7 protein-coding genes and 1 pseudogene are annotated in these 8123 nt (G+C 73.6%); all 8 read right to left on the bottom strand.

The annotated features are described in order from the left end of the window. Positions 1 to 114: 114 nt before the first annotated feature. Positions 115 to 1011: a SigB/SigF/SigG family RNA polymerase sigma factor gene (locus RCO28_RS39050; RefSeq protein WP_308946165.1), complete on the bottom strand. Its 897-nt coding sequence runs from the start codon at positions 1009 to 1011 to the stop codon at positions 115 to 117. A 216-nt stretch (positions 1012 to 1227) separates the two neighbouring features. Continuing rightward, positions 1228 to 1854 carry an alpha/beta fold hydrolase gene (locus RCO28_RS39055; protein WP_308946167.1) on the bottom strand — a complete coding sequence of 209 codons (627 nt, stop codon included), beginning with the start codon at positions 1852 to 1854 and terminating at the stop codon, positions 1228 to 1230. Positions 1855 to 1928: 74 nt separating this feature from the next. After that, a complete protein-coding gene (locus tag RCO28_RS39060; RefSeq protein WP_308946169.1) occupies positions 1929 to 2732 on the bottom strand; it encodes a DUF1295 domain-containing protein in 804 nt (267 codons plus the stop codon). Further along, positions 2729 to 4033 (bottom strand): cyclopropane-fatty-acyl-phospholipid synthase family protein, encoded by a 1305-nt coding sequence (locus tag RCO28_RS39065; RefSeq protein WP_308946171.1) that lies wholly within the window; start codon positions 4031 to 4033, stop codon positions 2729 to 2731. The genes RCO28_RS39060 and RCO28_RS39065 overlap by 4 nt, the downstream gene beginning before the upstream one ends. Continuing rightward, complete coding sequence (locus RCO28_RS39070) at positions 4030 to 5397, bottom strand: class I SAM-dependent methyltransferase (RefSeq protein WP_308946173.1); 1368 nt, start codon at positions 5395 to 5397, stop codon at positions 4030 to 4032. Before RCO28_RS39070 ends, RCO28_RS39065 begins: the two co-directional genes overlap by 4 nt. Then, positions 5394 to 6128 (bottom strand): DUF1365 domain-containing protein, encoded by a 735-nt coding sequence (locus RCO28_RS39075; RefSeq protein ID WP_308946175.1) that lies wholly within the window; start codon positions 6126 to 6128, stop codon positions 5394 to 5396. Before RCO28_RS39075 ends, RCO28_RS39070 begins: the two co-directional genes overlap by 4 nt. Next, entirely contained in the window at positions 6125 to 7441 is a 1317-nt protein-coding gene (locus RCO28_RS39080; RefSeq protein ID WP_308946176.1) for an FAD-dependent oxidoreductase, read from the bottom strand. Before RCO28_RS39080 ends, RCO28_RS39075 begins: the two co-directional genes overlap by 4 nt. Positions 7442 to 7999: 558 nt before the next feature. Next, a pseudogene (locus tag RCO28_RS39085) lies at positions 8000 to 8123 on the bottom strand (IS481 family transposase); the annotation flags it as partial.

An 8123-nucleotide genomic window follows, 5' to 3' on the forward strand; every position in this document is an offset into this window, starting at 1 on the left:
CGTCGATGAACACGTACAGTGCCGCCAGAAGGGCGTCCAGGTCGGAAGTCACACTCAGGCCAACGGGCGCCCTTCGCCATGGTCGCGACCAGCCCAGACATCGGACTCAATCATCTAGCACTTGGTGTCGAGTTCGGCGCGCAGGCGTTCCAGGGTGCGGGTCAGGATGCGTGAGACGTGCATCTGGGAGAGGCCGACCTCTGCGCCGATCTCGCGCTGTGTCCGGTCGCCGACGAAGCGGAGGGCGAGGATCCGGCGTTCGCGCTCGGGGAGGGCGGCGATGAGCGGCTTGAGGACGTGGACGGCTTCGACGCGGGCCAGTTCGGGGTCGTGGTGGCCGAGGTGGTCGGCGAGGGTGTCGTCGGAGTCGGCGCCGTCGACGGACAGGTCCAGGGAGGCGGGGAGATAGCTGCGCGCGACGGCCTGGCCTTCGGCGACTTCGACTTCGGTGCGGCCGAGGTGTGCGGCGAGTTCGGCACGTGTCGGGGGGTGGCCGTGGGTCTGCTCCAGCGCGGTCGTCGCCCTGGCCAGGTCGAAGTGGAGTTCCTGCAGCGGGCGCGGGACGCGTACGGACCAGCTGGTGTCGCGGAAGAAGCGCTTGATCTCGCCCATCACGGTCGGCAGCGCGTAGCTGGGGAACTCGACGCCGCGGTGGAATTCGAAGCGGTTGATGGCCTTGATCAGCCCGATCGTGCCGACCTGGACCACGTCGTCCCACGACTCCGCCTGCGGTCGCATCCGGCGAGCGGCGTAGCGCACGAGGTTGAGGTTGAGTTCGACCAGGCTGTTGCGTACGTACGCATGGGCCTCCGTGCCCTCTTCGAGCGCTTCGAGGCGGGCGAAGAGGGTCTTGGAGAGACGGCGGATCTCCTCGGCGGGGAGGCGCGCGGTGTCGGAGAGTGACGGCAGATCGTGCCGGCCCGGCAGTTCCGCGGGGCTGCCGGGGCCGGCGGTATGTCGCTCGGCGTGCGGGGCCGTGGGGGTGCTGGTGTGGCTGACCTGGGTTGCCATCGTCGCTCCCGTATGCGGAGGGCGCCCTCCGGGTGAGAGCGCGGTGTGCACCGCACGTACCCGCCATCTCCCGTTACATTCCCGTGACTTGACTCTCCGTTAGCCCGACTGGGTCACGACGGTCTCGATGAACGCCTCCGGCGTGAGGGGCTCGCCGGCCGGTTCGGCGCCCGTTCGGCGCCCGTTCGACGGGGACCTGTCCACGGCCGACGGGCCCTACAGCACCGGAGCGTCCGCCGCTTCGTAGCACTCCGCTGGGAGCGGGTCCGGGCGGTCGGTCGGCGCGATGAGGTGGGCGACGGCGGCCGCGGTGGTGTGGTGCCAGAAGCGGTGGCGGCGGAGCATCGCGTGGTCGCCGTCGCGGATCACGGCCATCGCCGCACGGGCCGTCGAGCTCCGCGCGCGCCGCAGGCAGGCGGCGGCCTCGACGGGTGAGGTGACGCGGTCAAGGGCGCCGTGCAGGACCACGACATGACGGTCCGTCAGCTGATCTGTCGGCTCGCCGGGAGGCCACCACGGCGCCAGGGCGACCACGCCGCGCACCTGAGGGTGGCCCGCGGCGTGCAGCGCCGCCCTGGCCCCCATGGAGTGACCGACAAGGACGGTGGGCACGGGCCCTGTCAGGACGGCGAGTTCACCGAGCGCGTCCAGGGTGTCCCGTACGGGATCGGCCCGGTCGTCGTTCCAGCCGCGGTGCCGGTAGCGCACCCGCGCAAGGAGCACGTCCTCGCGCGGGAGCGCCGCTGAGATCGCCCGCTCGAACAGGCGCATGCGCAGGGCGGCCAGGTGCCAGGGGCGGGAGGGGGCCAGGCCGTCCGCACGCCCGCCGTGCAGCAGGAGCACGGCGGCCCGGGGCCGGTCCGGCAGGCGCCATGGCCGGAGTGCGCCACGGGGCGGGGGACCGGGCGGCGGGCCGCTCATCCTCGCCTCGGCGGGCGCGGGAAGAAGCCGCTGGTACGGGCGGCGTACTCGGCGTAGCCGGGGCGGTCGCGCATGTGCCGTTCCAGGAGACGCTTCCCGCTGCCCTGCGTCAGGAGCAGGCTCATCACGACCGGCGAGACGAGCGACACGGCCGCCGCCGCGGGCTCGTCGCAGGCCAGGAGGAACAGGCCCCACCAGACGCAGAAGTCGCCGAAGTAGTTGGGGTGCCGGGTCCACGACCACAGCCCGCGATCCATGAGCCTGCCCTTGTTCGCCGGATCGGCCTTGAACCGTGCCAGTTGGGCGTCGCCGAGCGCCTCGAAGCACAGTCCGAGTGCCCACAGCGCCACGCCGGCCCAGGCCAGGGGCGACAGGCCGCCGGGTACGTACTGCGCCGCCTGGACGGGCAGGGACACCAGCCAGACCAGGGCGCCCTGGAGCAGATACACCATCCGCAGGGCGTACGCGTTCCGGTTGCCGGAGGCCTTGGCCAGCATGGCCTCGTAGCGCGGATCCTCGCCGTGGCCCCGGCCGCGGCGGGCGATGTGCACGGCAAGGCGCAGCCCCCAGACCGCGGTCAGGGCGGTGACCAGGACCCGGCGCTCCAGGTCGCCGTGCCCGGCGGAGGCCGCGAAGGTCACCAGGGCCACCGCGGTGAAGCCGACGCCCCAGGCGATGTCCACGATCCGGTGCAGGCCACGGCGCACGGCGAGCGCGAACGTGCCGAGCATGACGACGAGGGCCGCCGCGGCGGCCAGGCCGAGGTTGAGGGCGAACGCAGCCCACGGGAAGTCGTTCACGTCCGGTCCAGCCCTTCGTACCAGGGGTGCGTCGTGGCCGGCATGCCGCTGTCGCCGTCCTGGTCGCGCCGCACGCTCAGGATCTGGTCGACGCCCATCCGGCCCTCCTCGAACGCCAGCGCCCCGCCGACCAGGTACAGCCGCCACACCCGCGCGGTCTGAGCCCCCACAAGCCGTACGAACGCCGCCCAGCGCTCCTCCAGGGTGCGGTGCCACGCGGTGATCGTGCGGGCGTAGTGCTCGCGCAGCGACTCGACGTGCCGGACTTCCAGCCCCGCCGCCTCCAGCAGACCGGTCGTCTCGCCGAGCGGGCGCATGTGCATGTCCGGGGCGATGTACGCCTCGATGAACGGCCCGCCGCCGGGGGCGTTCCGGCCGCGTGACATCTGCTGCACCAGCACACGCCCGGACGGCCGGACGAGCCGGTGCAGGGCGGCGGCGAACGCCGGGTACTCGGCGTCGCCGACATGCTCGCCCATCTCGACCGTCGCGACGGCGTCGAAGCCACCGCCCGCGATGTCCCGGTAGTCCTGGCACAGCACCTCCACCCGGTCGCCGAGGCCGTGTTCCCGCACCCGTTCCCGTACGTACGCCGCCTGCTCGCGCGCCAGCGTGACAGCGGTGACGCGGGCGCCGTGCCGCTGCGCCGCGTGCAGGGTGAACGATCCCCAGCCGCAGCCGATGTCAAGGAGCCTGGCCCCCGGGCGCAGGGCGAGTTTGCGGCAGATCAGCTCCAGCTTCGCGCGCTGGGCGTCGGCCGGAGTGAACGCGGCGTCCTCGGACGCCCAGAAGCCGCAGGAGTACGCCATCGTGTCGTCGAGGAGCAGAGCGTAGAAGGCGTTGGACAGGTCGTAGTGGTGGCTGATCGCGGCCCGGTCACGCGCCTTGCTGTGCAGCCCGCCGCGCAACCTGGCCTGGGAGGCGGGGGCGGCGGGCGGTGGCCCCACGACGCCTAGGCGTACGGCCGCCGCGAGCGCCCGGGCGGTGAGCCGGGGCGGGTGCAGTCCGTGCGCCCGCGCCGCGGTCCATATCGCGCGCAGCCCTTCGGCGAGGTCGCCCTCGACGTCGAGTTCACCGGTGACGTACGCCTGCGCGAGCCCCAGTTCGCCGGGCTGCCACAGGACGCGCCGCAGGGCACGCCGGGACCGTACGACGACCACGGGGCCTTCGGCCGGTCCCGCCTCGCTCCCGTCCCAGGCGCGCAGCCGGATCGGCAGGGAGCCGCCGAGCGCGTCCGCGGCGAGGGCGGCGAGCCGGTGGGCGGCGCCGGAGCGGGGGGCGGCGGCCTGGAGAGGGGTCATCGCGCGGCATCCTCCTTCGTGAGCAGGTACTGCTGGACGTCCAGGTAGCCGGAGCGGAAACCGGCCTCGGAGTAGGCGAGGTAGAAGGTCCACATCCGGCGGAAGGTCGCGTCGAAGCCGAGCGCCTCGACCTCCTCGCTCCGCTCGGCGAACCGCTCCCGCCACAGCCGCAGCGTCTCGGCGTAGTGCGCGCCGTACGCGTCACGGCGGGCGACGGTCAGCCCGGTGTGGTCGCGGACGCTGTCCTCGACGGCCCGGACGGACGGGATCAGGCCGCCCGGGAAGACGTACTTGTGGATCCAGGTGAAGGTGGTGCGGGCGGCCACCATCCGCTCGTGCGGCATCGTGATGGCCTGGAGCGCGACCCGGCCGCCGGGCGCGAGCAACGCGTCCAGAGCACGGAAGTACACGGGCCAGAACTCGGCCCCGACCGCCTCGATCATCTCCACGCTCACGACGGCGTCGTACGTGCCGCGCGCGTCGCGGTAGTCGCACAGCTCGATGGAGACGCGGTCGCTGAGCCCCGCCGCGTGCACGCGCTCGCGCGCCAGGGCCCGCTGCTCCCGGGAGAGGGTGAGCGAGGTGACCCGGGCGCCGCGCGCGGCGGCGCGCAGGGCCAGCTCCCCCCAGCCGGTGCCTATCTCCAGGAGCCGGGTGCCCTCGCCGACGCCCGCCAGGTCGAGCAGGCGGTCGATCTTGCGGTGCTGGGCGGCGGCCAGCAGGTCCCAGCTCGCGGGCAAGTCCCGGAAGAGCGCGGCGGAATAGCTCAGGGTGTCGTCGAGGAACAGGGCGAACAGGTCGTTGGACAGGTCGTAGTGGCGGCTGATGTTGGCGCGGGAACCGTCGGCCGTGTTGCGCTCCGCCTCGGGCTGCCGCAGCGCCCACAGGGGACGCAGCCGTTGCAGCGGGGCCGGGACCAGGCCGGCGGCGTGCCCGGCGAGCACCGTCAGGGCGCCCACCAGGTCGGGGGCGTCCCACTCCCGCGCCATGTACGACTCGCCGAAGCCGACAAGGCCGTGCGCGCCGATCCGGGCGTGGAACGCCTTCGGGTCGTGCACCTCCAGGAGCGGCCCGCCGCGGCCCACGGTGCGCGAACCCGCCGGGCCCGGACTCGCCGGGCCCGGACCTGCCGAGCCCGGACCTGCCGAGCCCGGACCGGCCGAGCCCGGACCGGCGAACCGGGCCTGCAGCGGCAGCCGCCGCAGGGCACGCCGGACGACGGCCTCGGCGACGGCGGCACGGGGCCGTGAGACCCGCGGAACGGCGACGACGTCGGGCCACCGTTCGGGCCATCGGTCGGGTTCTACGGCGTCTACGGCGAAGTCGGCCCGCTGCGGTGTCGTAGCGGGTTCTGCTGTCGTCATGTCACGTTCTCCGGGGTGCGAGGGTCATGGGGGCGCGGCTGGACCGGCAGTCCGCGCAGGTAGAGGCGGATGCCGTGGACCCGGATCGCGGCCGCGGCGACGAGCGGGGCCCAGGGGTGGCGCAGCACCGTCCGCAGCAGCGGCAGCGGGCCCGCCGCGCGCCGGGTGCCGCGCACCGTCGCGGTCAGGGCCCGGCCCTCCGCGCGGTCGAGGTGCACCGTCAGGTCGAGCCGCTGCTCGGGCGGGGGCAGCCGCATCCTGTAGTGGCCGTCGACCGGGAAGAACGGGGAGACGTAGAACCGCTTGTCGGTACGGGCGGTGCCGGCCGGGTCCGGACGCAGCAGGTAGCAGTGGCGGCCGCCGTACGTGTTGTGCACCTCGGCCACCACGCACCGCAGGTCACCGCCGGGGCCGTGACACCAGTAGACGGTCAGCGGGTTGAAGACGTACCCGAGCACGCGCGCCTGCGTCAGCATCAGCACGCGTCCGCCGTCCAGGCCGATGCCGCGCTCGGCGAGGTAGGCGTCCAGGCCGGCCCGGATCGACGGCTGGTCGCCGGTGAAGTGGTCCCGCGGGTCGAACCGGGCCAGGGGCCGCAGCGGGCGGGGCAGCCGCGGCAGCCGGTCGGGGTCCACGAACCACAGGTAGGTGCGGTGCCGCAGGGCGTACCGCCGGGGCGAGGCGCGCACGTGCGTGATCGTGCAGGGGTACAACGCCGGTACGGTGCTCACCACTTCACCCCCAGCGCGGCGGCGGCCTCCACGCCGGAACGGCAGCCGTCCTCGTGGAAGCCCCAGCCGTGGTAGGCGCCCGCGAACGCGCAGACCGGGCTGTTCAGTCCGGGCAACTGCCGCTGGGCGGCCACGGATTCGGGGGTGTAGACGGGGTGTTCGTACACCATCCGCGCGAGGACACGACCGGATCGGACCCGGTCCTCGCCCCCCAGGGTGACCACGAACGTCTCGGCGGCGTCGAGGCGTTGGAGCCGGTTCATGTCGTAGCTGACCCGCACCCGGTCCGCGCCCGCCGCGCACGACGGCATCAGGTAGTTCCACGAGGCCCGCGCGCCGCGAGCGCGCGGCAGCAGCGCGGTGTCGGTGTGCAGGAGCGTGGAGTTGCGGGAGTACCGGAAGGCGCCGAGGGCCTCCTTCTCCCGCGGAGTGGCGTCGGCCAGCAGGCGCAGCGCTTGATCGGGATGGACCGCGATCACCACGGAGTCGTACGAGCGGGTCGTCCCGTCCTCCGCCGTGACCTCGGCCCCGTCGGTGTGGCGCCGCACGGCCCGTACGGGGGTGCCGGTGCGGACCTCGGGGAGGCGCTCCGCGATCCGGTCGACGTAGGTGCGCGAGCCGCCGCTCACGGTGCGCCAGACGGGGGAGCCGCCGATCGACAGCATGCCGTGGTGGGCGAGGAACCGGAACAGGTAGGCGGCCGGGTAGCGTTGGGCGGTCTCCGCGTCGCAGGACCAGACGGCCGACACGATCGGGGTCATGAAGTGGGCCCGGAAGTAGCCGGAGAAGCCCTCCCGGTCGAGGAACTCGCCCAGTGTGGGGCTGACTTCGGCGCCCGAGTCGAGGAGCCGCCGGGCCGCCCGGTAGAACGCCGGAACCTCCGAGAGGAGCCGCAGGTAGGGGCCGCGCAGCAGGTTGCGGGGCTGCGCGAACAGGCCCGCCGGGCCGCGCGCCCCGGCGTACTCAAGGCCGCACCCCTCGCACCGCACCGACATGCTCATCTCCGACTCCTGCGTGGCGACGCCGAGTTCGCGCAGCAGCCGCAGGAGGTTCGGGTAGGTGCGCCGGTTGTGCACGATGAACCCGGAGTCGACGTGGTGCACCCGGCCGTCGAGCGCCGAGGTCAGCCGGTGGGTGTGCGCGTGCCCGCCGAGCCGGTCGTCGGCCTCGTACAGGGTGACCTGGCGGGTACCGGCCAGGATGTGGGCGGCGGTCAGCCCCGCCACGCCGCTGCCCACCACGGCGGTGCGCCGCAGCCCGCTCCGCGCCTCCGGTTCCGGTATCTGCGACGCTGCCGGGAACGTGCGTGCCATGGACTCCTCCGCGGGCCGGGAACAGGGCTGTCACAGGTGATCCGGAGCCGGTCGGCCTCCGGATTGGCCGTGATGCGAATCCGGCCCTCGGATCCCGTCAGATTCCTTACGGCGGGACCGCCCTCCACGACGTGACGACGTGCCGACGTGACGACGTGCCGACGTGCCGAGACCGCGGCCTCGGCAGGACGGTCGCCCGATCGCTGCGACACCCCCTCTTCGCGACTGGGGCGGCCTGCGGATGCAGTGGAGGGGCGTTGCGGCTGGGTTCTGCCCGAGGCCGGGCAGAAGGGGGCCGTCAGGCGCGCGGCCTTGCCTACACGAGCCGCTTCACGTGCCGCTTCAAGTGCCGCTTCCCGTGCCGCGTCAGCACGCGCCCGGGCGGCGGGAAGTGCGCGCGAACCCGGGTACGCGGGTGTGCCCGCCGAGGCGGCCCGCGCGGTGCCACCGGCCGCGTGACTCCGGCGGGGGCAGGCCCTGGGGCGTGTCCGTAACGCGCCTTCCTCACCCTTCGGGCGGGAGGTGGCCCCGGCCGCGCAACGATCGGGGAGGCAGGCCCTAGGTGTATTGACCTGAAGCGTTGTTCACACGGGTGATCGGTGGTTGGCCGTCGAGTGCGGTGTGGCTGCGGTGGTGGTTGTAGGTGTGGAGGAAGTCTGCCAGGGCTTCGGTGCGTTGGGTG

The organism is Streptomyces sp. LHD-70, assembly GCF_031157275.1.
In the GTDB taxonomy this organism is placed as follows: Bacteria; Actinomycetota; Actinomycetes; order Streptomycetales; family Streptomycetaceae; genus Streptomyces.